Below are 26,426 nucleotides of genomic sequence, written 5' to 3'. Positions count from 1 at the left end.
AACTTAAACATAGCTTATTATTTAAAAGATTCTATTTAGATCTCACGTCATTGGTGTTTTGAGATATACTCGGATCTATTAAAGAATTCCGTACTTCAATCGTTCCAAAGAGATCCGAACATATATAATTTTATCAAAAAAAAACCGTCCGTGTATGATCTTTCTGCACGGACGGTTTTTATACGAATGGCTATTCAGTTTACTGTATTTGTTTCTGCTTCACTGTGGTAAGCGTATTGTTCGCTCCACATCAGCGTTCCGTAAACCACACCGGTGATCGCAACACCTATCGGCCAAGAGAAGGCGGAAACGCCCGAGAAAGCAGGTATCAGAGCGAGAGGTACAGTCACAATAATACCGATGAGAAAAGCAATAAATGCCTTTGTGTTATAACCGTGCTGGTACCAATAAGCGTGCTTTTCGCCCGTCTGATAGAGTGCCTGAATATTAATTTTCCCTCTTTTAATCAGATAATAATCAACAGCAATAATGGCAAAAATCGGGCCGAGGAGTGAACCGAGTCCACCAAGGAAATAGTTTACTGCTACAGGACTGCTGTAAATTTTCCATGGCATGACGAGTACTGCGAGAATTGAGGTTATCATCGCACCACGGCGGAAATCAATATGCTTCGGCGCTGCGTTAGCAAAATCATAGGCTGGAGAAACGAGATTGGCAACAATATTGACACCCATTGTGGCGATGATGAAAACAATAGCGCCGAGAACCAAGAAAAACGGATTGTTCACTTTCTGAATTAACAACACTGGATCCGTAATTGCTTTTCCGAATACCGTTATCGTGCCGACAGTAATCACAACGCTTGCGAGCGAAAAGGCGGTAAAGTTAACCGGAAGTCCCCAGAAATTTCCTCGTTTTGTTGTCTTCGCTGATGGCGAGAAACGTGTAAAATCACTGACATTTAGGATGATTGTTGAGAAATAAGCAATTACAAGCGAAATGGCACTGAAGAATTGGAAGAGCGCATGACCCGCAGTTACATGAACGGGACTGATGCCGATGTTGATTTTTCCACCTGCTTTTATTGAAATCCAAACAATCAGAATCAGCATCATTGCATAAACAGCAGGACCGCAGAAATTATCAAACTTGCGGATAAACTCCATGCCATAACGGAAAATCAGAAATTGTAAAAGCCAGAGAAACAAAAATCCGATCCATCCGGGCAGTGACAAACCGAGATAGGAGATGCCCATCATGTTTTTCATTCCCGGGAAAACGAGAAGTAGTACAGCTACTACAGCTACTGAGGACAAATACGTTTGAATGCCGTACCAGAAAACAGCAACGAACCCGCGAATCAGTGCCGGAATATTGCCACCGAATACCCCGAAGGATATACGCGAGAGAACTGGATACGGAACGCCAAGCTTTGTACCCGCTGTTCCGGTGAGGTTTGCTAAATAACAAACAACAACAGCACCGATAATTTCTGCAATAAGAACCTCCCAACCGTTTAACCCTAGAAAGAACAAACCTGCTGCAAACGTATAGGTTCCGATGCTATGCACGTCTGACATCCACATTGAGAGCAAACTGTACACATTCCAATTCCGTTCCGTTGCTGGTGCCAAATCTTTATTATAGAGTTTTTCATGACCGTTCAGAATATCACCTGTGAAAATTTCATTTGCCATTGATGGACCTTCCTTCTTTAGTTTATCCGATCGAATGAATCTGACAGTCCAAGCGAAAATAAGCCTCCTTTCAAAAGTTATTTTCGTAACTTTTATTGACAACACACGTTATATATAATAACAACTTATACAAGTTATCTTACTCAGTACGTATTCGCCTGTCATTGTACAGATTAAACAAAAAGCGTCGCACGCGTCCGATAATCTAACTAATATTTCAGATAATAACGTTTCCATTACCAGCTTTTTTGAGCGGTGGTCGCTTCTTCACTGTCTAAATAATGACTTTGCAAAAATCCGCTGTTGTTTTTAATCGCTTATTGCCATGCGTTCGCTTGCTGCGGACGCACCGAGCCCCTCTCGGACAGACAAAAGTGCGGGGTCCGTCCGGCACGCTGTTCCCGCTAGGCGCCAACACACATTGCCTTTTGGGTCAGAAAAACAACATTTAAAATCGAATATGAGCGGCATATACAAAAGGACAGGCGTCGCATCGACCCTGTCCTTAAGTTCACCTATTTATTTGTGCACGCTAAAGAATGGTTTAGTGTGCAGCAATAATTCCATGTGGCCTTAGCCATTGTCCTTCTGTTCGTCCCATGATTTCCCCATCTGTATAGACAACACGCCCCCTGCTGATTGTGGTCCGAACAGACGCAGGAAATGTATGTCCCTTATAAAGGGTAAACTTATTCTTTTGAAAGAGTTTCTCGCTCGAAACCGTATATGGGGCGTTCAGATCAACCAATACCAAATCCGCATCAGCCTCAATCTGTATCCCCCCTTTTTCAGGCGCCAATTGAAAGCGTCGAGCGGGGGAAGCAGCAGTCCATTCGGCAACACGTGACAACGGCAAATGATAACTCAACGCCAGCTCAATAACAATGAGCAATGTGAACTGACCACCACTGATACCACCCCATGCCGCAAAGAGATTGTCTTTATCCTTCTCTTCCCATGTGCACGGTGAATGATCCGAGGAAACCATGTCAATTTTTCCATCAATTAACGCGTGAACCAGATTCACACGCTCAGTCTCCGGACGTAGCGGCGGTGCACATTTGCCAATGACGCCAAGACGACAAAAATCCTCGTGACTGTATAGCAAATAGTGGGCACAAGTTTCCAGTGTGACATCCTGTCCTTGCGCCTTAGCCTGCTGAATTAATGCGACAGCTTCTGTAGAACTGATATGGACAAAATGCAATTTGCATCCGGTTAAGCGAGCGAACAAAAGTGCCCTTGAGACAGCCTCCACTTCAGCAACAATTGGTCGCGAGGCAAGATAATCATTGAAACCCGTCAATCCTTTCTCTTCCTTTTCTTTCTGCAAGAAAGTAACGATTGGCGCGCTTTCAGCATGAAGAGCGAGTATCGCACCAAGTGAGGCGATCTGACGCATCCCGGCTAGTAGTGAAAGATCATCGACCGCTTCAAATTCTGCATTGCCCGAAGGAGAAAGAAAGGCTTTGAAACCAATCGCACCGGCTTCGTGCATCTCAGCTAGATCAGAGATATTTCCTGGAACGAGTCCCCCCCACAAAGCGAAATCAACATGCGACTCAGCTTCAGCAATTTTCACCTTATCTGTAAGTGCCTGACGTGAAACGGTAGACGGAATACCATTGAGCGGCATATCAAAATAGGACGTGCAACCGCCTGCTGCAAGCATTGATGAGCCTGTTTCAAACCCTTCCCATTCAGTCCGTCCTGGTTCGTCAAAATGAACATGAACATCAATCGCTCCAGGAAAAATCGTTAACCCTTCCGCATGAAGGATGCTCGCAGACGGTTCATTGAGGCTATCGCCGATCGCCGCTATTCTCCCTTTGCTGATGCCGATATCTATTTTCCTGACGCCGTCTGGCAGGACAACATTTCCATCTTTAATCAGCAGGTCATATGCCATTTAGGTCGCTTCCTTTAGATTTTTATGAGAAATTCAATCAGCCGCATCGTAAACATCAATTGCTGCCTGCAATCCCTCGCCACGTCGCACCACCGCGCCACAACGAATGAGCGAGGCTTCGAGGCCGGCAAGCACAGCAAGTACATTATCCTGGCGACAACCATAACCCATCGTACCAATCCGCCAAATTTTCCCTTGAAGCGCGCCGAACGATCCAGCGATTTCTATTCGAAAATGTTCGAGTAGCACACGGCGCACCTGATCCGCATTAATCCCCTCAGGAACACGTACACATGTGACAGTTGGCATTTTACAGGACGGATCGCCGAACAGCTCGAGTCCCATTGCCAGAATTCCAGCCATCAGTGCTTTCTCGTTCAATTTGTGCCGTGCAAACCGATTATCAAGCCCTTCTTCAAGAACAAGCTCAAGTCCTTGATGCAACGCGTAATTCATTGAGGTCGCTTCAGTATGATGATTCAGACGGCGTTCGCTCCAATAATCCTGCAATTGGCCCAAATCAAAATAGTTGCTGCGAATAGGTAGCCCTGTGGAACGCTTTCTCTCCTCTGCTGTCGCAATGCCCCGTTCTACTTTCTTCCGTTTCAAAATAATATGTTCAACACGCTCATTATAAGTGATCGGCGTAATGCCTGACGGAATCGATAAGCATTTTTGTGCACCACCGATAAGGGCATCGATACACCATTCATCCGGCCGTATATCCGCACCGCAGAACGTCGCCACACAATCTACAACAAGTAGCACATCCTCTTCTCGGCAATAGCTGCCAATTTTATCAAGCGGCTGCATCCGTCCGGTCGATGTTTCTCCATGAACAAGTGTCACGATTTTCGGATGAATTCTTTTTATTTCCGCTATGATTGCTTCTTGGTCAAAAACCGTTCCCCATTCACTATCGAGCGTATGAATCTCAGCGCCGTAACGTTCGCCGATTTCAACAAAAAGATCGCCAAAACGGCCGTAAATCGGCACAAGCATTTTATCACCAGGTTCAATCAAGGCAGCGATCAGTGCCTCAATTCCCGCTCGCGATGTCCCATCAATCGGATACGCCCAATGGTTTTGTGTCTGAAAAACTTGGCGCAGCATCGTCATATTTTCATTCATTATATTGGTAAAAGACGGATCAAATTGACCGAGGATCGGCAGCGACAACGCGCGTAGTACACGCGGGTCGACTTCGACCGGTCCAGGTGTCATAATTGTCCGAGGCGGAACAGTAAGCTTCGCCGGTTTCGTGATTGTTTCAGTCATCTTTGTCACCCTTTGCATTTATCTTTCAATTATACGCGAGACGGAAAAGAACGCGCATCAGCATCTGGATACCGATCTCTAGAGCTTCCGTATCCGTATACTCTTCTGGAGAATGGCTGATCCCGTTGTGACTTGGCACAAACAATAAAGCGGTCGGACAAAAATTTCCAAATATTTGGGCATCATGACCCGCACCGCTAATCATTTTTCTAATTGGGATTCCTGCTTTTTCCCCGATCTTAAAATTCATTTCGGTCAGTCCCGGATCCAATTGGACAGGTTCAACATCCATCCATTTGTCGATGGTTATCCCAATCCCGGACTGATTTGCTAAAGATTTAAAAAATTCTATGGCTGCGGCGCTGAACTGTTCAAGCACATCCGTTTGGTGATGACGAATATCGAGTGAGAAACGGCAGCTCCCGGCAATCACATTGGACACGTTTGGATCTGCAACAATGCTGCCACATGTTGTCGTTAGACCATTGTGCAACACTTCTGCGCGATGAACAACCTCTGCAATCATCTGTGCAGCTGCATAAAGCGCGTCTTTACGTAGATACATTGGCGTTGTCCCAGCATGATTGCTTTTGCCAGATAGCGAAACGGTATAGCGCCGCTGCCCAACAATATGACTGACAGGTGCCCAGCATTTTTTCTCAAGTTCTAATATCCGTCCTTGCTCAATATGTGTTTCGATAAAACAATCAATATCCGATCTTCTCGCATTGACGTGGTCACCTTTTCCGAAACCTGCCGCTTGCATCGCATTCAAAAGCGTCACGCCATGGGTATCAGCAACTTTTAACGCATTTTCAGCGTTATATTTTCCTGTTATATTTCCTGAGCCCCAAAAAGAGAGCGGAAAACGGCTACCCTCTTCCTCGCAAAGCGAGACCACTTCTACTGTTCGTTTCGGCATGCCGTATTTTCTGACAAGTCTTGACGCTGCGAGCAGTGCGGCAAGAATACCGTAAGCGCCGTCATATTTGCCGCCATCGATAACTGTGTCGATATGCGATCCAGTCAGAATGACATTCGGCGTATTTTCTGTTCCTTGGATTCTCCCGAATAAATTGCCGACATCATCAAAATAGGTTGAAAATCCCAGCTCTCGCATTTTATCCTGCATGGAACTTTGTGCTTCGCGCCATGCCTTATCATAGAGCAGGCGCGTCACGCCTCCGTTTTCCGTTTGACCGAAAGCGGACAACCATTGGATTAAATAATCCAGTTCACCTGCGTGTTCAGTCACATCTTCTTGATCAATCGTCACACCACGCCTCCTTCTTGTTAGGATTAATTACATATCCTGATATAAGTTTAGCAAATTATCTTCTATCTACCATTAGCAAATGATCTAAAATCTTTTTCATCTCTTAGTCAAAATAAACAGAAAAAAAGTCTTTCAATAGGGCTGTTCATCCGCGTTCACAAATTAGACAAATTAAACAAAACGTTCGTAAGAAATCGACTATCCCTACAAAAAAGCGACGTCTTTGTCAGATTATCTAACTTTATTATGCATGAAAATTCAGATTTGTTATATTCTTTACACGAACCAAGATGAAATCAAAAGGAGGGATGGGCTATGGATACTGCCGAAACCGTAAGCAGAGCCCGTTATCCAGCAACGTGTACTTTTACAGAAAGCGATTGGAACGTGCTTGCTGAGGCATGGTATCCAGTGGCACGGAGCGATGACGTGACCGACAAACCAGTTGCCGCAAAATTGCTCGATGTCGAATTGGTTGTCTATCGCTCTGCCGGAAAAGTTGTCGTCGCACGTGATCTTTGTATCCACCGTGGCACACCAATGACGATGGGATGGATGGATGGTGATAAAATTGTTTGTCCCTATCACGGATTCAGTTATGCTGCTGACGGTCAATGTGTGTCGATCCCGGCTCATCCTGAGGCCAAAATTTCGCCACGTCTCTGTCTGACCGTTTTCCCGAGTGTCGAGCGCTACGGATTGATCTGGACCACGTTAAACGGAACGAATGCGCATATACCGCCACTCCCTGTTTGGAATCATCCGGACTATATTAGCTTTATCGCACCAGTTCTGGACATGAATGGATCGGCGGGTCGTCAAGTTGAAGGGTTTCTTGATGTCGCGCATTTTGCCTGGGTGCATACGGAATCCTTCGCCGATCGCGATAATTCATTTGTGCCAAGTTATAAAGTGACACGTACCCAATCAGGCATTCACACTGACTACATCAGTACCGTGAGCAATTATCCGCACAATTCTGATCCGAGCACTCCGGCTGACTTTAAGTGGCTTCGCGAATATGATGTCTACCCACCTCTTGCCGCCCGTTTAATTGTCCATTTTCCGGATGATAAACTGCTCTGGATTCTGAATGCGCCGTGTCCGGTTTCCGCTCGCAAGACACGTCTCTACTGTCCGATTGTCCAAAATTTTGACAAGAAACTGTCAGTCGAAGATGCTTGCGCATTCAATTTGAAAATATTTAATGAGGATCGCGAAATGGTCGAAAATCAGAAACCCGAAGAATTACCGCTCGATCTTCAAGCGGAAGCACATATTATGGCCGATAAAACATCGATTGCTTACAGAAAACTGCTCAAAGAGATGGGGCTCGGCAAACAGTATACAAGCTGATTAAGTCTTTTAAAGGAGGTGGTTTAGATGGCCGGTTATGTCATTGTTGACAAGGACACGTGCATTGCTTGCGGTGCGTGCGGCTGCGCGGCCCCGGATGTATTCGGCTATGATCCGGACGGCATTTCACATGTTCTGCTCGATGACAATCAGGGAACAGCCGAGATACCTGAGGCGCAGTACGACGATGTGGTTGATGCCTGCGAAGGATGCCCAACCGAGTCGATAAAAATGAGTCCGACTCCCTTTCATGACGATGCTTTAAACAATCGCGATGCCGCAAGTTAAACAGATTCAAACATTTTAAATGGAGCGTGATACGATGGAAACAACAGAGAAGCCGGGAAAAATCTTCTCGCTTGGCATTCAGCATATGCTAGCGATGTACGGTGGTGCAGTGATCGTGCCGCTAATCGTCGGCGGAGCCGTGGGTCTGAATGGGTCGATGCTCGCCTTGCTCGTGTCAATTGATTTAGCCGCCTGCGGTCTCGCCACATTGCTTCAAGCATGGAAGAACCGCTTTTTCGGTATCGGCTTACCGATTGTGATGGGCTGTACTTTTACGGCTGTTTCACCAATGATTATCATTGGCAAATCATACGGTATGCCGGGTATTTGTGGTGCTATCCTTGTTGCAGGCATCGTCGTCCTTCTTTTATCAATGTTTTTCGGAAAGATCGTCAATCTCTTTCCACCGGTTGTCGTCGGCACCGTTGTGATGATTATCGGCATCACCTTGATTCCTGTCGCCATCAATAATTTAGGAGGCGGCGTCGGTGCAAAAGATTTCGGTAGCGCACAGAATTTATCGCTCGGTTTTGGGGTTCTCGCACTTATCATTATCATGAACCGATTTTTTAAAGGATTTATGAAGACGATTTCGATTCTGATCAGCATCATCGTCGGAACGTTGGCAGCTGCACTCATGGGCATGGTGCATTTTTCAACAGTGAGTCAGGCAGGTTGGTTCAGCCTAATTCACCCCTTCAGTTTCGGATTTCCAACATTTCATGTCGATGCGATTATAGCAATGTCAATCGTTGGGATCGTTAGCATGATTGAAACAACCGGCGTATACCTCGCCCTCAGTGAAATCTGTGGCCAAAAAATTGATGAAAAAGCAATGCAACACGGCTATCGAGCGGAAGGTCTTGCGATACTTGTCGGTGGGCTTTTCAACGCGTTCCCCTATACCACATTCTCACAAAATGTCGGACTTGTGCAAATGACTCAAGTCAAAACGCGGAAAGTATCGATTATCTGCGGGTTTGCGCTTGTTGTCCTCGGACTGATTCCGAAAATTGGTGCCCTCACTGTATTAATTCCAAACGCAGTGATTGGCGGCGCGACATTAGCAATGTTCGGCATGGTGATCGCCTCTGGTGTGCGGATGCTCGGAAAAGTAGATTTTTCCAAACAGAATAACTTGCTGATTATTGCTTGTTCCGTTGGTATCGGTCTCGGAGTGACCGTCCAGCCTGAACTGTTTGCCAAATTTCCAAGTTTGATTCAGATTCTTACAAATAATGGTATTGTCTCTGGGAGCTTAGCCGCATTGATTTTAAATCTCATCTTTAATGTTGGACGGAGCGAGCAATCCGAAAAAGCTTCGGAAATTGCCAGTCAAATGGTTGCAGAAACAAGCGCAGCCAAGTCTTAAATCATTCATTGATAAAAAGAAGAAAAAACGCAGCGGGAATCGTGTTCCCGCTGCGTTTTCACATACGAAGAATGTCTATGCGTTTTGTGGCTAAAACGTGGCGAATTTGTTGAAAAGGACGATTTTATCTCAGTCGCTTATTATGTTTTAGCTTCCGCGGTAGAATTGATAGCCGAACGGAGAGATAAGGAGCGGAACATGATAATTCTCTGTTGTCGAATTGACCTGGAAACGGATAGGAACAACCTCTAGAAAATCCGATACGCGTCCTGTCTGTCTAAAATAGTCGCCAATCGCGATCTCCATCTGATAAGTCCCCTTGATGAGATTGTCTCCTTCAAGAAGGGGTTGATCGAGTCGTCCGTCCACATTTGTTTGCCGTTTCGCAAGTTGCTCTTTTTTTTCATCTTTAACCCTATATAAATTGATTTCTACATGCGATGCCGGTTCACCAAGCGTTAAATCAAGCAAATGTGTCGTTATTCTGCCCATCTTGATAACTCCCTTCACTCGATTCCGGAATGTAATAAATCATCAAAGCGAAACTTGGCGATTTTAATAATTTCTTTTATTGCCGTATCATATTCCTGATCTTTTGAACGCTGCAACCTCAAGTTTAGTTCTGCAAGAATTTCATTTTTTCTTAAACCGCGGACAGCCTTGATAAACGGCATGCCAAATTTTTTTTCATAAGCTCTGTTCAGAATCTCGAGTTCAGCCGACTCTTCATCCTTAAGCCGAAGTAGACCCGCTTGACGCTGTTCACCCGCAGAGACATCGTTCATTTTTTTCTTGCTCCCTAACCGGGGATGGGCCAGAATCAATGCCAATTTCCGCGCTTCATTCGCGCTATAAACAATTTCGGTCATCTCGTGAAATAGTGCCTCCGCGGATTGATAAGGTCTCTTTTTTTCCGCAGCTACCGCAATCCATGGAGACTGCTCAAAAATCTGACCAAATAAAACAATAAACCTTTCCCTTGTGCACTGATTCCAATCGATCATCCATCAATCCCTCCATTCTGTTCCTCAATTAGTGGACGAATTCTGAGTGCGAAACGCAGTTGAAAGGTTGTCTCCGGATCTTTAATATCTTTTCCAAGCAGATGTTCGCATTTCTCTATCCGATAGATGACCGTGTTTCGATGAACGTATAACTTCTTTGCGGTTTCAGATATCTGGCAATTTGATTCCAGATAAACAGTCAGCGTTTGAAGCAGCGCACGATCTTCATCCTTTTCCGGGTATGCTAGATCTTGCAACGTATCCCGATAAATCTTTCCGAGTTCCTCAAACGGCATCCGTCGCAGTAGATCGGTCAGACCGCTTGCTTGATAAACTTGTATAAACGAATGATCGCCGGCCTGTTTCCCCCTGTGTAGCGCACCGGCTGCCTCACGAAAGGCATCGGGCAAATCGGCTAAATCAGTAAAGCCGCTGCTTAGGCCAAAAGAGATCGTGTGAGGGAAAATTCGCTGAATTTTCCGTTGAATTTCTTTCAAAGCCGGTTTCAAAAAATGCAGCCCGTTTTCCCATGTCATAGTCAGTTCACAAATCAGCGCACACGTATGATCGTTGACAAAATAATGCGCAGGAAATGGGAGCAAGCCTGCTTCCCCTTCAAGATAATCAAAGACATCATTATTTTCGAGCTGAAAAGTAATGAAGCTGAGCGGTTCCTTATTCATATCCAGTTCACCACACACAAGAACATAGGTCAGACCATTTACCAGACCGAATTCCTTAGCCCGACTGATAATTTCCTCACCACCGGAGAAACTCCCACGAAGAAGATTGGCGAAAAATGCATCGCGCATCTTCCGTTCTGTCTGCTTCAACGCTTCATCTTTCATTAATTCAAAAACAAGCACATTTGATGCTTGTTCAACCGTCAACATCAACAGTCGGTCGGTTTGGGGCAAGAGACCATTGATTAACAAAAAGTACCGTTTTTTTCTGTATGTATGGAGAACAAATAAGGAATAAGTCTGTCTTGTTTCGATAATCGAAAATGCGGATTTATTTGTGCTCAAGCCCAAAAATATTTGTTCCAACGCTTGTATATGCCGTAGCACCCCTTCTCTTTTTTCGGTTCCGGAATTTGGGGCCACTTGTTTAAAATAGGAATCCAGCAATAGCGCTTGAAACCCGATCATATCAGACAGACGTTTGAGCAGCCGATCAATCCCCTCACCGCTGACCATATGCTCCGTAAACTGCTGATGTGTATCGATAGCAAACTGCAGCTCTTTCGTTCGTGCGTCAAGAATTCTTGTCAAGGTTTGGTTGGTAATGTCCACTAGCGCCAAACTGTTTGGTAAATCAATGAGTGGAAAATGCAGCTGATCCGCCCGTTCAATAATTTCATTCGGAATCCCGTTCAAAAAACGACGTGATTTGATACCTAATGCAGCGCAGCCACGTGCTGCCATCTGCTCAACCAGATTGTAAAAAAGCGTTGGATCTCTCTGAAGATGATACCCTGTTGTGATTAAAAAATCATTGGGTTTCAGAAAATCGATAATATCCGGGGCATCCATCATATTCACATTGCAGATTTCTCTTTCTGTGCCTTCGCTCCCCGCAACGAGTCGGAAATCATTGAATACTGGGATTTGAAAAAGTTCGGATACTTTCATAATCGATTGCCGCACCTCGATAAATGACAAAAATAACATCTTTTCTCTATTGAAGCATTGATTGAATCTTTTGTAAATTAAAACACAAGTGACACACGCAATTCTTTTCCAAAAGTTTCCGTTATTTTTTCATCTTTCATCTGCATGCAAGTGAAGCAGACTAACTATTGTTCAAAATCAAATCCACTGAATCAGGAGGAACGTAATGATGCATACGACTACCGAAGACCCAACAAAATTATATACCTCAGGAACGTATCCGGAGCAAAAACAAGAGCGTCCTGGCATACAGGCAAAGATGACACCGGTGCCAGACTGCGGCGAGAAAACCTATAGCGGTTCCGGTAAATTGACCGGACGTAAAGCGCTGATCACTGGCGGGGACTCAGGTATTGGCCGCGCAGCAGCGATCGCTTACGCTCGAGAGGGCGCAGATGTTGTCCTTAATTACCTTCCATCCGAGCAGGAAGATGCGCTTCAAGTCCGCGATCTGATTGAAAAAGCCGGTCGAAAGGCGATTCTCTTGCCCGGCGATTTGAGTGATGAAAATTTTTGCAAACAACTCGTGGCGCATGCCGCAAAGCAACTCGATGGTCTCGATATTCTGACCTTGGTCGCCGGTATGCAGCATGCCAGCAAAAGCATTGAAGAAATCCCTTCAGATATTTTGAGGCGGACTTTTGAAGTGAATGTCTTTTCATTATACTGGACCGTTCAGGCAGCGCTTCCCTATCTCCCCAAGGGTGCATCGATCATTACTACTTCTTCGGTACAAGGGTATAACCCTAGCCCCGATCTGCTTTCTTACGCACCAACCAAAAGTGCGATTATTGCTTTTACCAAAGGCCTTGCCAAAGAACTCGCGCCAAAAGGCATACGGGTCAACTCTGTTGCACCTGGCCCCATTTGGACACCGCTTCAGGTCAGTGGTGGACAGCTTCCCGGATCAATCCCCAAATTTGGCCAGAGCTCTGAATTTAAACGCGCCGGTCAACCGGCGGAACTGGCAAGCGTTTATGTGATGCTCGCCTCGAATGATTCGAGCTTCGTCACCGGACAGATTTATGGCGTTACTGGAGGATTACCAACAGCGTAATCCCTTATTCAACCAATAAATAATTCTGTAGTTTTTTCGTATGATGATCAACAGCCAAATTCTCTTTTGATCAAGCACATTGTTTTCTCATCTCAGGTTCCTCTTTCTGTTGAGGAATCTGAGTTTTTTTGTAGTAGATCCACATTTATAAAGAGTTGATGAAATCATGTGTACATTGTCATGTTAGCTATTCTTCCGTTAATAAAATTAATGGTAGCTAATTACTACTCTGTCGATGTCGCTCCTTACTCTGCTGATGTTCAGGTCTTGTTTGCATCGAATGTGCTCCGGCTGCTCGCTTGCCGCGGGCGATCCGTGAGTCTCCTCAGACAAGCTGGAATCTGCGGGGTCTCACTTGGCTCGCTTTTCCCGCAGGCGTCTCGCGCCTACGCTACATTCTTACACAAATGCCATGCTATAATTTTATGCCTCTGCTGAGTTGGTCACTACTCTGTCGATGTTCAGGTCTTGTTTGCATCGAATGTGCTCCAGCTGCTCGCTTGCCGCGGGCGCCGCGCCTTCGCTGCGTTTTTCGTGCAAAAATCTTTATTCTTCTTAGCTCTGAGCAAATACACCAATATATTGTCTTCATTTAGTCATTTTGTCTATTTCACGTGATTGTACTGGTTGATTTGGCTAATTGACTTTTTACTTTTTAGATAATTTGCAATTGAACAATATTTACCGGCGGTTTATGCTTAGCTTAGTGTTAAGTGATATAACATGATAGAGGGTGGTCGCCGTGAGTTTAATGGATTTGAACAATCAAGTGAAAAAAGATCTTTCCTATCTATCTCTCAATGGTCCAGAATGGGTCCTACCGGCGAGTGACTCCGGCCGTCCGGTATACGACGCAATCATTGTCGGCGGCGGCCAATGCGGCCTCGGTATTGCTTTCGGTCTGATTCGTGAACGTATCCGCAATATTCTCGTCATTGATGAGAATAAGCAAGGTTTCGAAGGCCCATGGGTGGCCTACGCACGGATGCGCACATTGCGGACGCCTAAAGATCTGACCCCAATCGATTTCGGCATACCGTCGCTCACCTTTCGTGCCTGGTGGGAAGCACAGTATGGAGCGGAGAGTTGGCATGCGCTTGATAAAATTCCACGCACCGATTGGATGAACTACCTGAAATGGTACCGAAAGATTCTTAACTTGCCGGTTCACAACGAAATCTGTCTGCGACTGATCGAACCCGAACAAAATGGGATTTACACCTTGCATATTGAAGGAAAAGGCGCGCCTGCTGAGACTCTTCGCGCGCGCAAAGTGATTCTAGCGACAGGTGTTCAAGGCGGCGGTGCGTGGTATGTGCCTGATTTTATTAAAGAGGGACTTCCGAAGAATCTCTATGCCCATACTTCCGAAGCCATCGACTTTTCGAAACTTAAAGGTAAATGTTTGGCAATCCTTGGTGGTGGGGCTTCTGCATTTGATAATGCAGCCGCTGCACTCGCCCAGAATGTTAATGAAGTCCATGTCTTTGTACGTCGTAAAGCGCTCGGGCGGATTAATCCGATCCGCCAAATGGAGCCTTCCGGCTTAATCAATCATTTTCATACATTAAATGATGCTGAGAAATACGCCGTCATGGCTCGATTTTTCTCTTTGAATCAACCGCCGACTACAGATATGTTTAATCGTGCGGCTGCTTACCCTGGATTTTATCTTCATCTTGGCGCACCCTGGCTAAATGTCTGTGAAAAAGATGGAAGAGCGGCGATTCAAACCCCGCACGGCAGATTCACTTTCGATTATCTAATAATTAGTACCGGTTTACGTACCGATCCCGCACTTCGCCCTGAACTGCGTTTGATTGCCGATCATATCGTTCGCTGGGGGGATCGCTACAGCGCACCTGAGGCAATCAAAAGTCCGATGCTTGATGCACATCCCTACCTCAGCGAAGGCTTTGCATTTCAAGGTAAGGAAGAAGCGACAAATAAAATGCTGCGCGGCATCTTTTCGTTTACCTACGCCGCGATGGTTAGTTGCGGGCTTTCCGCCTCGGCGCTCTCAGCGATGAAATATAGTCTACCGCGAGTCGTTCGAGCGATTACCGATCAATTATTTGAAGATGACAAAAATAGCTATCTAAACAGCTACTTTACTTATGACGTGCCCGAGTTTCAGGGGCAAACTAGTGAAGGACAAATTTTGTAAACCAGATGCCTGTGATTTACCTGCCTGAGAGAAAAGCGTATGCTGAAAGAAAAGATACTTGGGGACGGTGATTCCATGTGCGGACGCTACACTTTAATCGCGCCATTCGTCTTAATTATCCAGCGTTTTCATACGGCGAAACATATAGAAGCGTCGAATTATATGCCCAATTATAATATCGCGCCCGGCAGCAACGTGATGGCTGTCGTTAATGATGGCCGAGAAAATCGGCTCGGCCTGCTTCGTTGGGGTCTGATTCCTCCTTGGGCTGACGATGAAAAGATCGGTTATAAACTGATTAATGCCCGTGCTGAAAGCTTGTCGACACGCGCAAGCTTTCGTTCTGCCTATCAAAAAAAGCGTTGCTTAATCCTCGCTGACAGCTTCTACGAATGGAAGCGTGATACGTCTTTCCGAAAAACAAAACAGCCAATACGCTTTCAATTGCGTACTGGCGAATTATTTGCCATGGCTGGGCTCTGGGAATCGTGGCAGAACCCGGATGGCAGAAAAGTTTTCAGTTGTACGATTATTACCACTGAAGCCAACCCATTGATGGCACCGATCCATCAACGGATGCCGGTCATCCTTCATAAAGAAGATGAGGCAGATTGGCTCGATCCGAAGAATCAGGATATCCGCGGATTGAATCAACTCCTCCATCCTTTTGAGGAGGAATTGATGCTTGCCTATCCTGTCTCCCAAGCGGTCAATTCCACTAAAAACAACGGTCCGGAGTTAATCCAGAGTATTTAACGAACCTGTTTATCGTATCATAGAAAAAAGCATGAATCCTAAGAGAGGACCCATGCTTTTTTATTATTTGTCAACCCATCAGTTTACAGATGTCATTGGCAAAGGCAACCGGATCCTGAACCGGCAAGCCCTCAACAAGAAGCGCCTGGTTATAAAGCAGATTGGTGTAAAGCGATACTTTTTGCTCATCATTCAGATCAAAGGCCGCTTTCAATGCTTTGAAAACATTGTGATGTGTGTTGATCTCAAGAATTTTATCTGCCTTGACATTTTCGTTGTTCGGCATCTGATTGAGTACTTTTTCCATTTCAATCGATACTTCACCCTCTGTGGCGAAGCAGACTGGATGGGATTTAAGGCGTTTGGAAGCCCGTACTTCCTTGACTTTGTCCGAAAGAATGCCTTTCATTTTTTCGAATAAAGGCTTACTTGCCTCTTCTTCCGCTTTAGCCTCTTTCTTTTCTTCGTCACTCTCAATGTCAAGATCACTGCTGGAAACTGATTTGAATTCTTTTTCCTTATAGTTCGTCAGCATCTTAATCGCAAATTCATCGATATCTTCCGTAAAGAAGAGAATCTCATAGCCCTTGTCAGTAACGAGTTCTGTTTGCGGCAGTTTTTCGATCTTCTCATTCGTTTCACCGACTGCATAATAAATGTATTTCTGGTCTTCCGGCATCCGTGACACATATTCATCAAGTGTCACAAGTTTCTTCTCTTTCGAAGAGTAGAACAAAAGAAGATTCTGTAAATCTTCTTTATGCATACCGTAATCCGCGTACACACCATATTTCAGTTGACGACCAAAAGCTTTATAAAATTTCTCGTAGGTCTCGCGGTCTTCTTTGAGAAGCTTCTCGAGTTCCTTCTGAATTTTGTGATTGATGTTTTTGGCGATTAGCTTTAATTGCTTGTCCTGTTGCAAAATTTCACGGGAGATATTCAGTGATAGATCTTCGGAATCCGCCATTCCTTTGACAAAACTGAAATAGTCCGGAAGCAATTCAGCACACTTTTCCATTATCAATACGCCGTTCGAATAGAGTTCCAAACCTTTCTCATATTCTTTGGAATAATAATCAAATGGAATGCTCTCAGGAATATAAAGAATGGCGTGATAGCGTACCATACCGTCTGCCTGAATATTAATATGCCGCAGCGGTTTGTCAAATCCGTAATGTTTTTCCTTATAGAAATTCTCGTAGTCTTCTTCTTTCAGCTCATTCTTATTCTTGCGCCAGAGCGGAACCATACTATTAATCGTCTGCTCTTCTTTGTATTCTTCAAATTCTTTGTCGTTGTCTTTCTTCGGACGACTTTCTGTGACTTCCATCTTGATCGGATAGCGGATAAAGTCGGAATATTTCTTGACGATTGATTTGAGTCGATAGTCGTCTAGATAATCGTCGAATTTCTCGTCCTCATTATTTTCCTTGAGCTTTAAAATCACATCCGTGCCGACCGACTCTCTGGTGCAAGGTTCAATTGAATAGCCTTCGGCGCCTTGAGATTCCCATTTGAAAGCCTGATCGCTTCCAAGTGCTTTGGTTATAACGGTCACCTGATCAGCAACCATGAATGCCGAATAGAAACCAACACCGAACTGGCCAATGATATCATGGCCGTCTTTGGCTTCATTTTCCGATTTAAAATTTAAAGAACCACTTTGCGCGATGGTACCGAGGTTTTTCTCCAGTTCTTCTTCCGTCATTCCGATACCGGTATCGGAAACCGTCAATGTCCGTTCTTCTTTATTCGGAACAATTCGAATAAAATAATCATCTTTGTTGAAAACCAGTGATTCATCAGCTAATGCCTTATAGTAAATTTTATCAATAGCATCGCTGGAGTTTGAGATAATTTCGCGAAGAAATATCTCTTTCTGCGAATAAATCGAATGGATCATCATGTCTAGCAGTTTCTTGGATTCTGCTTTAAATTCCCTTGTCGGCACGTCAACTCTCCCCTTTGTCGAACAGTTGCTCTGTTAATCCTTTTTTTCATCCATTTAGCACTCAATATATTAGAGTGCTAACAATATTTTTATAGCTCATTCATGTCATTTTGTCAAATTTACGATGCAGATCCGGTTTACGTCAGCATTGGATGAATGGTACGATAAGTTCAGATCTATCAGCTCTAATAATTTTCAAATAAAGGAGATGATCGTGCGGATTCTCCCGCACAACCAATGAAGACATTGTATTTTATCCGACATGGCGAGACTTTACTGAATTTGCTCAACCGTTCTCAAGGGTGGGCGGATTCTCCGCTGACCGATAATGGGATTGATCAAGCAGAGACGATTGGTCAAGCACTTAAAGCAAAAGCCATTCATTTTGATTCGGCATACACGAGCGATTCCGGTCGTGCAAGGCAAACCGCACATTTGATTTTAAACCATTCAGACAATGCTGCTGTTCCTCTAAACGAAACAGAAGATTTACGTGAAATTTCGTTTGGAAGTTGCGAGGCAATGGACAATCATCAAATGTGGGCAGCAGCAGGTGAAGCAGTCGGCATTTCTGGAATGAGCCGTAAATCGCCAATCGATTTGAAGCTTCAGGCGCTGGCTGGAATTAAAAAACTAGATACGATCAGTTACGCAGAAGATGCGGATCAGATCCATGCGCGAATTGATGATCTGGTACGCATGTTAAAAAATGATCCAGCGGCGCATATTCTGCTTGTCAGCCATTCGTTGATGATCTGCTGCATTCTGCATGCTTTCTTCCCTGAAGGACTGAAAATTGATCGCGTGCCAAATGCGAGCGTGACCAAAATACGTTTTGACGGCAACCAGTTCTTCCTTGATTACATCGGGCGGACAGAAAACTTGTAATCTGTAATCAGATAAACTTGGCGTAGCTAAGTCTTTCTTTGCAAAAATTGTGCCCCGCTGCTCGCTTGCCACGGGCGGCGCGCGTCTCCTCAAACACTCTGTAATTCTAGGCAAAAAACCGCTTATTCCTTATTTTTGCATCAAATGCGCACCGGCCGGATCGCTTCTCCCGCAAGGCATCAGCGCACCTGTGCTGCATTTTTGGGCAAGAAGTTTTATACTTTTATCATATCTCGTAAAAAAAGGCTGTACATCGACAAAAAGTGATCGTGTACAGCCTTTTTTAAGTTCTTTTTCTTATCGATTCAGGTTATCTGGATCATCGCTCTTTATCGGTAAATTGTTCAGAGTTGTTCGGAACACCCCAAATAAAGCGAGTCATAACTGGGCAATAAAACGGCGCATACGGGTCATTGCTTCCTGCAGCTGCGCCATCGATGTAGCATAGGAGCAACGGACATAGCCTTCCCCGCTTTCTCCAAATGCATTTCCTGGTACAACAACTACTTTTTCATTTTCAAGTAATCGATGGGCAAAGTCTTCCGAACTGAGACCTGTTGAACGGATCGACGGAAAAGTATAAAATGCCCCTTCCGGGCGGTGGCAGCTTAGGCCCATTTCATTAAGCGACTCAACAATGTAATTGCGACGCTGCCTATAGCTTTTCCTCATTTCATTGACATCCTTCCTACCGTTCTTCAGCCCTTCGAGTCCGGCATGCTGTGCCATCGTGGAGGCGCACATAATCGCGTACTGATGAATTTTCAACATACCTTGCGTAATTTCTTCAGGCGCGCAGACAAAACCGAGACGCCAGCCGGTCATCGCCAAATCCTTTGAAAATCCGCTGACAAGAATGGTTCGTTCACGCATGCCTTCCAAGGCAGCAAAACTTGTATAAATATCGTCATAAACCAATTCCGCGTAGATCTCGTCTGAGAGGATCAATAAATCATGCGCTTTGGCAAACGCTGCGATTCGCAGCATTTCCTCGCGGCTAAGCATCGCCCCTGTTGGGTTGTTTGGCGAGCAGATCATAATTGCTTTTGTCCGATCGGTGACCGCTCGTTCAAGCTGCTCCGGATGAATTTTAAATTGATTCTCTGCAGAAGCCTGAACTGTCACAGGGACACCACCGGCCATGGTGACAAGCGGCGCATAAGAAACAAAGCAAGGTTCAACGACGAGCACTTCCTCGCCAGGGTTGAGAATGGCACGTAAGGCAATGTCAATAGCTTCACTTGCACCAACGGTCACAATAATTTCCGATTCCGGTTTATAAGAAACGCAGAAATAATCATTCATATAATTGGCAATTTCTTCACGCAGTGCCGGAATCCCAGCATTTGCCGTATAGGAAGTATAACCGTCTTCAAGTGACTGAATGGCGGCTTCGCGTACATTCCATGGCGTGACGAAATCCGGTTCGCCAACACCGAGTGATATGACACCGGTCATGCCAGCGGTCGCGTCGAAAAACCTGCGAATGCCGGACGGCTTCAACGTGCGAACATGATTTGCCAGATAGCTGGTTTTAAGCGCCATCACGGAGACACCACGATTCGCTTATCTTTGTTATCGTCTGAATCATAAAGTGTTCCGTCATGCTTGAATTTTTTCAACACAAAATGAGTCGTCGTCGAAATGACGCCATCGATTGTCGAGAGTTTTTGTGAAACAAAATGAGCGACCTCATTGACTGTTTTTCCTTCGATGACAACAGACAGATCATAAGTTCCGCTCATAAGATAGACGGAATTTACTTCATTATAACGATAGATTCGCTCAGCTACATCGTTAAAACCGACATCGCGCTTTGGTGTGACTTTAACATCAATCATCGCAGTTACGCCTTGATGTCCCTCGATTTTTGTCCAATCGACAAGTGTTACATAGCGGACAATGATTTTTTCATTTTCTAACTTTTTAATAATTTCAGCTGTTTGTTCCGTGCTTAAATCCATCATCTTAGCCACATCTTCATTAGTCAACCGGGCATCTTTTTCAAGGATTTCTGCAATTTCTATTTCTGTTGCGGTGAGTTTCAATTAAACTCCTCCTTTTACATCACGAATAAATTAACTCTTCCATTATATTACGCATGTTGCGCTTTGAAAACGTCCTGCGTCCTGATCGCGTTTAGTCATTTCTTCGCATGATCTTCGCGTATGAAGGGGGTGTTGATGAAGCTTCAAGAATATTTTAGTGTACGATGCATTTACCAACAACTGACGGATTGACCAGAGACAAGTTTCTCGTTCAAACACTCGGAATAAGATGTAAGCAGAACAATAGGCAGCGTGCACGCTCGAATCTGCTGATGAAGCAACGACTGATACGAACATATTCTGGAAAAGCAAAGGGGGAACCACGTCGTATATGGGCCAATCTGAGTAAAGCAGAAAAATGACTTAATTACGCGCCGTTCACAACACTTGAATCTGGTTTGGCAAAAGAGATTGACGATCTTATCCAATTTTATAAGGAGCAAGAATTATGAAACTGGCATTTATCTGTACAGAAAAGCTGCCTTCCCCGGCGATTCGCGGTGGGGCTATCCAACTAATGATTGACGGGGTGGCACCTTATTTGTCTCAAATTTATGACTTGACGATTTTCTCAGTTCGTGATGAGAAATTGCCAGATGCGGAAACACATGCCGGCATTCACTACTTTCGCCTCCCGCGAAACAACTATGCGGAACATGTAGCCAACGCGCTTCGGGTTCATCATTTTGACCTGATCCACGTGTTTAACCGTCCGCTTCATGTCCTGATCTACCGATCAGCAGCACCAGAAAGTCGATTTGTACTAAGTCTTCACAATGAGATGTTCCATCCGCGCAAGGTCAGCGATGCGGATGGCCGGATCATTATCGATCAATTGGCAGCTATTATGACTGTCAGCAACTACATTCGCAACACAGTACTTGATCGTTTTCCGCAGGCAGCGGCGAAAATTACGACTGTTTATTCAGGAATCGATGAAAAACGTTATCGAACAGCAGACTCAACAGAAGGAGTTGCCGTTCGTCTGAACTGGCGAGAGCGACTCGGTCTCGATCAACAACCTGTTATTCTATTTGCTGGACGTTTAAGCTTCAAAAAAGGACCGCATATTTTAATACAGGCAATGAAACGCGTCTTGCTCTATCATCCTGAGGCCATCCTCCTTATCGCCGGTGGTAAATGGTTCAGTGATAATAGTAGAAGTCATTATATTGCGGCTTTGCACCGTCTTGCCGATCCAATTCGTGGCAACGTGAGATTTCTCAATTATGTACCCGCCGACGAAATTCCTGATCTCTTTCTGGCTTCCGATTTGTTTGTCTGCAGTTCTCAATGGCAAGAACCACTTGCACGTGTTCATTACGAAACGATGGCGGCAGGTGTGCCGCTAATCACAACGAACCGTGGCGGCAATAGCGAAGTCGTCCGCCATATGGAAAACGGTTGGCTAATCGATGATTATCAACACCCGGAAGCCTTTTTTGAAGCAATCGATTTTCTGCTAGCCAATCCGGAAACAGCAAAAACGTTCGCAGACAATGGCCGTGTCTTTGTTCTCACCAATCACAAATTCAGTGATGTGGCTATGAGAATGAACAAAGTCTATACCAATGCACTACGAACGTAATCGTCACTTATATCGTTTGGTTAAGGCTTACACAAGCGTGGTGCAGTGGGTAGCATGAAATGCGCTCCGGCTGCTCGTTTGCTGCTTAAATAAATGAGGCTAACCATGGTTTTGCTGGTGGTTGTGTTGAAAGGATGTACCCATCATTTGGTGGTTGTGCCTTCTCTTGTTCCCCATGTTTCGTCTTAGTAGCCGTCGGAACAGCCTTATACGCATCCGGTTGCGACTGCCTCATCTCCCCTGTTGCATTCTGCTGTTCTGGCTTGTTAATCTGTTTAGCATCAATCACTTGTTCCGGCGTAAATCCAACAACTGGAAGTAATTCGTGTAAGTCCGTCGTTGGAACGCCTGGCAGATCAGTTGGTGTTGTCTGAATATCTTTTTCCGGATGGCGGAGGATTTCTTCATAATCAGCCTGACTCCAACCCATCGAACCTGGTGGTGAAAATTGAAAGTCAGTCAATTCGATTTGTGGAATTTGCGGCTCACTTTCAGAATTATTCATGGCCTCCGTCTCCTTTTATTTTGAGAATCGATTCGTCAAAATGATTGAGAAAGGTATCTTTTGATTGTTCAACAGCCAAGACATTTTTCAGATTCATCATGAATTTTTCATGACTCCATGATTTTTTCTGGCTGAGGTAATACTTGTGAATCGTTGCCGCAAAAAGATGCGGGAATTTCAAATCTGTCCAAAGCACCTGATAGTATTCTTTTTTCAGTGGATGTATGGCATCATATGCGTGAAGCAATTCGCAAGCAAGTGTCTCATCCCAAACGTTGCGTTTTTTCATCACTTTATTTAGAATCACGCGTAAATCACGGCAGGGCAAGTCTCGCGTGATCGAATGTAAATCCTGCATCATCGGCTTTCCTTCTATAAGCTTCACGTGGGCTAGCGTGACATCCTGATGACAGAATGCCCCTTCTTCCACCGTTTTCGTAACCCATTCATGCGTCACAGGCTGCGTCAGTTCGCTTAGCGCCTGCTTGCCACGAGCAATCAGGATATCCGCATGTTCGAGAAACAGTTCAGAAAATGGGTCATCGGGACAGCACGCCGCCAAACGTTTATTGTTTTCGAGTTCCTGGAGTTTCCATCGATACATTTTCTCCCATTTGCCAACTCTTTTCCGACTCTTGCTCCCAGCTGCAGGAACATACCCTATCGCTGCCGCCTGAAAATGAGCGATATGTTCCATGGCTTGCAACAAATCACTTTTGTCATAATACTGAATTGTTCGTCCCTCGACCGCTTCACAAAGCGTGTAGACGTGATCCTTTGCTGAAAGAATGAGTCCGCCTCCTTTTGCCGGAATCAGTCGGGCAATCGGAAAACCATTTTTTTGCAGATGCCAGTGCGCACCAGCGATGAACATCATTCGTTCGGGGCGGATGTACTGTTGTGTAAGAATTTTTTTCCCATGATTGGTTTCAATCAGCCATTCGTTTTTATCGCTGCTTGAATCGAGCAGACGAACATGAATTGGCTCGATTGAATAATGCGCTAAAACAGCGTTCAATTTTTCAAATGGATTTTGTTTCGCCATCGATTTCCCCCCTCATATCTTTGTCCCTCGCCTGTTCATAAACAGAAAGTAATTGTCCGGCGACTCTTGACCAACCATACTTTTCTTCCGCCATTTTTCTGCTCGCGCGTCCCATTCGTTGCCGCATCGCCTCATCGCTGAAAAGACGGTTTATGGCCTGTGCATAGGCGGCAGGATCATCGAAATTGTCCAAAATAATGCCATTTTCATCAGGAACGATAACTTCCCCATTTCCTCCACGATTTGTGGTGATTATTGGCAATCCTGCAGCCATAGCCTCATAGTGAACACGGGCTAGCGGTTCCTGCCATTGTGAACTACAAACAAACAGATCGGAAACCGTATAAAGAGCAGGTATCTCATCCGGACGAATAAATTTGATAAAGCCAACATTTTCTTTCTGTAAAGAACCTAACGTGTACAAATGGCGGACATAATTATTGACGGAATTATCACCAAACCATTTGGATCCCACAAAGAGTAGAAAAGCTTCTGGATGCGCAGCCACAATCGCCGGAACTGCCTGAAGCAGTATATGTGGTCCTTTAACTTTGCTAAGACGGCCGACAAACAAAATAATTTTTTTGTCGGCTGCCTGCAAGCTTTTGCGAAGCTGTTCACGAATCGCTTGGCCCTCTTCAGTCCACACTGGATGATACGCTGAGAGATCAACACCCGAATAAACGGTTTCGGTAATCGCTTCAGCTTGCGGAAATCGGTCCTTAATCGTCCGTCCAATGTAATCACTGACTGTAACAATTTTTGAAAGTCGGGCGATACAAGCATCTCCTTCTTCTTGAGTCAGCTTGCTTTCCGAAAACATTTCATTATGAACACTGAGTACAAATCTGCTCTTGGGCGCAGCATCCGTTAGCGAAATAATCCAGCTCGGCCTGTTGCACACATGGATAATCTCATAGGACTCGTTTTTAAGCGCCTCACTCAAATGCCTCTGATAACCATTAACGGGTAAGTGCTCATAACGCACACCGTTGCGGATTTCCTGATCTTCGAGTGCCGGATCGCTAATCGAGTATACAGTCACTTCATGACCACTAGCAGCAAGAAGCGAAGCGATTGATTGCAGATAGATTTGAATGGCTCCGCCTCGGATTGCCGGTACGGGCAATTTTTCCGTTGCAATCAAGGCAAGTTTCATAGCTCTCCCCCTAAACTAACTATCTCTTAAGCTATTGTACTGATAGACCGCTGCTTGCGTGCCTTGGCGCACAGGCATTTATAAAAAAAGGCATCCACCCATAGACAACTGACCCAATTCTTTGTTAAACAGGCGCGGTAAGCCGTTGCCTTCCATAAACTATTGAGAAACCTTTTCTATTTGGGGGGCATGGAACATTGGAAGAAAAAAAAGCGAAACCGATCCTTCTCTACCAAGGGATTCAATTGCAAAGTTACGAACAGGTTGGGACTGATTCATTAACCGCAGGAACGACGAGGAACCGATTGAATTTGGATCAAGAGCTTGAGGATCCGATTGATGATAAACAAGATGAAGAGGAACAATTGCCTCCAGAAATGGTGGAAAAACTCAACCAACTTGCCGGAACTTTGCTCACTCATTGGGAAATTAACGTCAATGCTATTGAACTGATTCAAGGCGGACAGATGGCCCTTGTCTGGAAATTGGCTACCGACAAGGGTCCGCTTTGCCTCAAACGAATTCACCGCCCGGAAAAGAAAGCATTATTTTCAATTTATGCTCAGGATTATCTTGCTAAAAAAGGTTGTCGTGTTCCGAGAATTATTGCAAATAAAAGCGGCAGCCTCTATACCAAACAAGGACCGTTCCTTTACGTCGTCTATGACTGGATTATCGGCCGGGTATTCAATGATCAGATTGAGGAAGATTTAACGTGGATGATGAAAGGACTCGCGGACTATCATACAGAATCGATCGGTTATCTGCCGCCTGAGGGAACACCTGTTTTCAGCAAACTCGGTAAATGGCCTAGTCACTATATTAAGCGTTGCCAGCAGATGGACACTTGGAAATTAATTGCAGCACAGTTTCCCGATGATCCGTTTTCTACAGTCTATTTACAGGAGATCGATGCATTTATTCGTTATGGTGAAGCGTTGATTGACGAATTGAATCACTCCTGCTACTTCAATTGGGTCGAAAAGGTGAAAGAATCGCCTAATTTATGTCACCAGGATTATGGAACTGGAAATACACTCCTCTCAGACCGCAGTGGCAATACCGATATTTGGCTGATTGATCTAGACACCACTTCGTTTGATCTGCCGATTCGTGATATACGCAAAATTGTTATCCCACTGATGAATGATCGCGGCACATGGGATGCTGATTATTTTCATCACATGATCGCTTCCTATGAGAATTTTCATCCACTGACCTCTGAGGAAAAGCGTGTTCTTTATATCGATATGCTCTTTCCTTATGAACTCTATTCGGTGGTACAGAATAAATTCGGCAGAAAAGGTGAGTCGTCGCTTGATGAATTAGAGCAAGCCTTCGCATTTGAGCGGACGAAAAAAGATGAAATCACCCGGATCCTGCGCGCAGAATCCTAATTGCCTGCGTTATGCAAAAATCTCGCATCATATGCTCACGGATAGGAA

Annotated in this window: 23 protein-coding genes; 9 read left to right on the top strand and 14 right to left on the bottom strand. The window is 44.9% G+C overall.

The genetic code is table 11. From position 1 onward, the window contains the following. Window positions 1–194: 194 nt before the first annotated feature. From JOC27_RS08140 to allC, 4 genes are all read right to left on the bottom strand, one after another. Window positions 195–1,658 (bottom strand): NCS1 family nucleobase:cation symporter-1, encoded by a 1,464-nt coding sequence (locus tag JOC27_RS08140; protein ID WP_205006785.1) that lies wholly within the window; start codon window positions 1,656–1,658, stop codon window positions 195–197. A 544-nt stretch (window positions 1,659–2,202) separates the two neighbouring features. Then, window positions 2,203–3,567: an allantoinase gene (locus JOC27_RS08135; RefSeq protein ID WP_205006784.1), complete on the bottom strand. Its 1,365-nt coding sequence runs from the start codon at window positions 3,565–3,567 to the stop codon at window positions 2,203–2,205. A gap of 33 nt (window positions 3,568–3,600) precedes the next feature. Beyond that, a complete protein-coding gene (locus JOC27_RS08130; RefSeq protein WP_205006783.1) occupies window positions 3,601–4,845 on the bottom strand; it encodes a pyridoxal-phosphate-dependent aminotransferase family protein in 1,245 nt (414 codons plus the stop codon). 25 nt (window positions 4,846–4,870) lie between these two features. Beyond that, complete coding sequence (gene allC, locus JOC27_RS08125) at window positions 4,871–6,121, bottom strand: allantoate deiminase (RefSeq protein ID WP_338062789.1); 1,251 nt, start codon at window positions 6,119–6,121, stop codon at window positions 4,871–4,873. Window positions 6,122–6,436: 315 nt separating this feature from the next. Between allC and JOC27_RS08120 the strand changes: the two genes are divergently transcribed. The 3 genes from JOC27_RS08120 to JOC27_RS08110 are packed head-to-tail and all read left to right on the top strand — an operon-like array spanning window position 6,437 to window position 9,137. Continuing rightward, window positions 6,437–7,477, top strand: a complete 1,041-nt coding sequence (locus JOC27_RS08120; RefSeq protein WP_205006782.1) for an aromatic ring-hydroxylating oxygenase subunit alpha — start codon at window positions 6,437–6,439, stop codon at window positions 7,475–7,477. Between the two features lie 27 nt (window positions 7,478–7,504). Beyond that, window positions 7,505–7,765, top strand: coding sequence for a ferredoxin (locus JOC27_RS08115; RefSeq protein WP_205006781.1), 261 nt, complete (start codon window positions 7,505–7,507; stop codon window positions 7,763–7,765). A 34-nt stretch (window positions 7,766–7,799) separates the two neighbouring features. Continuing rightward, window positions 7,800–9,137, top strand: coding sequence for a nucleobase:cation symporter-2 family protein (locus tag JOC27_RS08110; RefSeq protein WP_205006780.1), 1,338 nt, complete (start codon window positions 7,800–7,802; stop codon window positions 9,135–9,137). A 147-nt stretch (window positions 9,138–9,284) separates the two neighbouring features. Here the strand turns inward: JOC27_RS08110 and uraH are convergent, their stop codons facing one another. Genes uraH through JOC27_RS08095 form a run of 3 tightly spaced genes read right to left on the bottom strand, consistent with a single transcriptional unit; the run spans window position 9,285 to window position 11,775 of the window. Further along, a complete protein-coding gene (gene uraH, locus JOC27_RS08105) occupies window positions 9,285–9,629 on the bottom strand; it encodes a hydroxyisourate hydrolase (protein WP_205006779.1) in 345 nt (114 codons plus the stop codon). 14 nt (window positions 9,630–9,643) lie between these two features. Beyond that, window positions 9,644–10,141, bottom strand: a complete 498-nt coding sequence (gene uraD, locus JOC27_RS08100; RefSeq protein ID WP_205006778.1) for a 2-oxo-4-hydroxy-4-carboxy-5-ureidoimidazoline decarboxylase — start codon at window positions 10,139–10,141, stop codon at window positions 9,644–9,646. Further along, window positions 10,138–11,775 carry a PucR family transcriptional regulator gene (locus JOC27_RS08095; protein WP_205006777.1) on the bottom strand — a complete coding sequence of 546 codons (1,638 nt, stop codon included), beginning with the start codon at window positions 11,773–11,775 and terminating at the stop codon, window positions 10,138–10,140. The genes uraD and JOC27_RS08095 overlap by 4 nt, the downstream gene beginning before the upstream one ends. A gap of 205 nt (window positions 11,776–11,980) precedes the next feature. Between JOC27_RS08095 and JOC27_RS08090 the strand changes: the two genes are divergently transcribed. Next, the gene (locus tag JOC27_RS08090) at window positions 11,981–12,871 is read left to right on the top strand and encodes an SDR family oxidoreductase (RefSeq protein ID WP_205006776.1); all 891 of its coding nucleotides are present in this window, start codon (window positions 11,981–11,983) and stop codon (window positions 12,869–12,871) included. Window positions 12,872–13,078: 207 nt separating this feature from the next. Here JOC27_RS08090 and JOC27_RS13545 read toward each other — a convergent pair whose 3' ends face one another. Then, window positions 13,079–13,204 carry a hypothetical protein gene (locus tag JOC27_RS13545; RefSeq protein WP_275587807.1) on the bottom strand — a complete coding sequence of 42 codons (126 nt, stop codon included), beginning with the start codon at window positions 13,202–13,204 and terminating at the stop codon, window positions 13,079–13,081. Between the two features lie 409 nt (window positions 13,205–13,613). Between JOC27_RS13545 and JOC27_RS08085 the strand changes: the two genes are divergently transcribed. Continuing rightward, window positions 13,614–15,038: an NAD(P)-binding domain-containing protein gene (locus tag JOC27_RS08085; RefSeq protein ID WP_205006775.1), complete on the top strand. Its 1,425-nt coding sequence runs from the start codon at window positions 13,614–13,616 to the stop codon at window positions 15,036–15,038. Between the two features lie 75 nt (window positions 15,039–15,113). After that, window positions 15,114–15,794, top strand: a complete 681-nt coding sequence (locus tag JOC27_RS08080) for an SOS response-associated peptidase (protein ID WP_205006804.1) — start codon at window positions 15,114–15,116, stop codon at window positions 15,792–15,794. A 70-nt stretch (window positions 15,795–15,864) separates the two neighbouring features. Here JOC27_RS08080 and htpG read toward each other — a convergent pair whose 3' ends face one another. Then, the gene (htpG, locus tag JOC27_RS08075) at window positions 15,865–17,748 is read right to left on the bottom strand and encodes a molecular chaperone HtpG (RefSeq protein ID WP_205006774.1); all 1,884 of its coding nucleotides are present in this window, start codon (window positions 17,746–17,748) and stop codon (window positions 15,865–15,867) included. A 237-nt stretch (window positions 17,749–17,985) separates the two neighbouring features. Between htpG and JOC27_RS08070 the strand changes: the two genes are divergently transcribed. Beyond that, on the top strand, window positions 17,986–18,636 hold the full coding sequence (locus JOC27_RS08070) for a histidine phosphatase family protein (RefSeq protein ID WP_205006773.1): 651 nt from the start codon (window positions 17,986–17,988) through the stop codon (window positions 18,634–18,636). A 378-nt stretch (window positions 18,637–19,014) separates the two neighbouring features. On the opposite strand, the gene JOC27_RS08065 is transcribed toward JOC27_RS08070, so the two are convergent. Together JOC27_RS08065 and JOC27_RS08060 are read right to left on the bottom strand one after the other, a co-directional pair. Next, complete coding sequence (locus JOC27_RS08065; protein WP_205006772.1) at window positions 19,015–20,181, bottom strand: aminotransferase; 1,167 nt, start codon at window positions 20,179–20,181, stop codon at window positions 19,015–19,017. After that, a complete protein-coding gene (locus JOC27_RS08060) occupies window positions 20,181–20,684 on the bottom strand; it encodes an Lrp/AsnC family transcriptional regulator (protein ID WP_205006771.1) in 504 nt (167 codons plus the stop codon). The genes JOC27_RS08065 and JOC27_RS08060 overlap by 1 nt, the downstream gene beginning before the upstream one ends. A 448-nt stretch (window positions 20,685–21,132) precedes the next feature. Here JOC27_RS08060 and JOC27_RS08055 point away from each other — a divergent pair, with 448 nt between their 5' ends. After that, entirely contained in the window at window positions 21,133–22,272 is a 1,140-nt protein-coding gene (locus tag JOC27_RS08055) for a glycosyltransferase family 4 protein (RefSeq protein ID WP_205006770.1), read from the top strand. 85 nt (window positions 22,273–22,357) lie between these two features. Here JOC27_RS08055 and JOC27_RS08050 read toward each other — a convergent pair whose 3' ends face one another. From JOC27_RS08050 to JOC27_RS08040, 3 genes are read right to left on the bottom strand one after another with little or no spacing between them, the layout of a single operon-like run. After that, the gene (locus JOC27_RS08050) at window positions 22,358–22,777 is read right to left on the bottom strand and encodes a hypothetical protein (RefSeq protein WP_205006769.1); all 420 of its coding nucleotides are present in this window, start codon (window positions 22,775–22,777) and stop codon (window positions 22,358–22,360) included. After that, entirely contained in the window at window positions 22,770–23,822 is a 1,053-nt protein-coding gene (locus JOC27_RS08045; RefSeq protein WP_205006768.1) for a CotS family spore coat protein, read from the bottom strand. The genes JOC27_RS08050 and JOC27_RS08045 overlap by 8 nt, the downstream gene beginning before the upstream one ends. Beyond that, entirely contained in the window at window positions 23,800–24,981 is a 1,182-nt protein-coding gene (locus tag JOC27_RS08040) for a glycosyltransferase family 4 protein (RefSeq protein WP_205006767.1), read from the bottom strand. Before JOC27_RS08040 ends, JOC27_RS08045 begins: the two co-directional genes overlap by 23 nt. Window positions 24,982–25,292: 311 nt before the next feature. Between JOC27_RS08040 and JOC27_RS08035 the strand changes: the two genes are divergently transcribed. Further along, on the top strand, window positions 25,293–26,378 hold the full coding sequence (locus JOC27_RS08035; protein WP_415641048.1) for a CotS family spore coat protein: 1,086 nt from the start codon (window positions 25,293–25,295) through the stop codon (window positions 26,376–26,378). Window positions 26,379–26,426 lie beyond the last annotated feature (48 nt).

The sequence above is a fragment of the Sporolactobacillus spathodeae genome (genome assembly GCF_016908935.1).
In the GTDB taxonomy this organism is placed as follows: Bacteria; Bacillota; Bacilli; order Bacillales; family Sporolactobacillaceae; genus Sporolactobacillus; species Sporolactobacillus spathodeae.
The sequence above is the reverse complement of the archived record's forward strand: the minus strand, read 5'-3'. Positions and strand labels throughout refer to the sequence as shown.